Source organism: Ruminobacter amylophilus (assembly GCF_900115655.1).
In the GTDB taxonomy this organism is placed as follows: Bacteria; Pseudomonadota; Gammaproteobacteria; order Enterobacterales; family Succinivibrionaceae; genus Ruminobacter; species Ruminobacter amylophilus.
On the sequence record NZ_FOXF01000066.1, the window covers coordinates 9,076 to 9,938 of the forward strand.

Here is an 863-nt window from a genome sequence, read left to right on the forward strand (position 1 = left end):
ATATCGGAGGCAATTCAATGGAATTAAATAATCAGAATACCGTAACGGAACAGGACGGCTCAAGGAAGAATGAGATCCCGATGAATCAGCGTTACACCTTATCACTTAACGAGGCAGGTCAGTATTTCCACATCGGCGTAAAGAGACTGAGACGTCTTGCCGAATGCAACATCGGTAACTTTTCCGTCAGATGCGGCAACCGTTATCTGATTGTACGCCCTAAGTTTGAAGAGTTTCTCATCAATAATTCCTTTGTTTAAGGAAGCGGATGATGGAAGAACGTAAGCTTGAGGAAAAGGAACTGCTTACCGTTGAGGAGGCCATAATGCTGTTTAATCTCAGCCGGGGAAAATTCAAACGTCTGATCCGGGAGGTTAAACTTAGCTTTGTGATTGCTTATGGAAAGCAGCAGCGCTTCATTATTCGGGAGGAGCTTATCAGGTATTTAAGTAATGGTGAACAGGAGAATCTAATAAATGCCAAGTTTAAAAATAAGAAGAGACTCAAAGCGTAGAGTTCTCCATACCGGAGAATCTGTCAGAGCAAACGGCAAATACCAGTTTAAATATGTGGTTAACGTTAAGGACAAGTTTCTGTACAGCTGGCGGCTTACCCCGACAGATCCGCAGCCTGCCGGAAAACTGCCGTGTCTATCCCTCCGGGAGCTTGAGAAAAGCGTTAACCGGGATTTGGAGTCACGGCTGGATCCTTCATGCAGGAATCTCACGGTCAATGAGCTTGTTGAGAGGTATCTTAAGACCAGAACTGGTGTCAGAGAGTCGACACGTATCGGTTACAATTTTGTCCGTAATCTGCTTAAGAATGAGGAATTCGCCGGCAGGAAGATGTGCGAGGTGAAAACC

At 45.1% G+C, this 863-nt stretch carries 3 protein-coding genes; all 3 read left to right on the forward strand.

Annotation, left to right across the window (positions count from 1 at the left end; genetic code table 11):
- Positions 1-260 (forward strand): excisionase (locus BMY80_RS11070; protein ID WP_218140362.1); only part of this gene is annotated, 260 nt, incomplete at its 5' end.
- 8 nt (positions 261-268) lie between these two features.
- Positions 269-514, forward strand: coding sequence for a helix-turn-helix domain-containing protein (locus BMY80_RS11075; RefSeq protein ID WP_245730164.1), 246 nt, complete (start codon positions 269-271; stop codon positions 512-514).
- On the forward strand, positions 477-863 hold a 387-nt coding region (locus tag BMY80_RS11080), incomplete at its 3' end, for an integrase DNA-binding domain-containing protein (protein ID WP_177178576.1). The genes BMY80_RS11075 and BMY80_RS11080, both read left to right, overlap by 38 nt.

Bases quoted from the DNA above. Each gene is read 5' to 3' on its own strand.
- BMY80_RS11075 (WP_245730164.1), top strand. From the start codon at position 269: ATGATGGAAGAACGTAAGCTTGAGGAAAAGGAACTGCTTACCGTTGAG.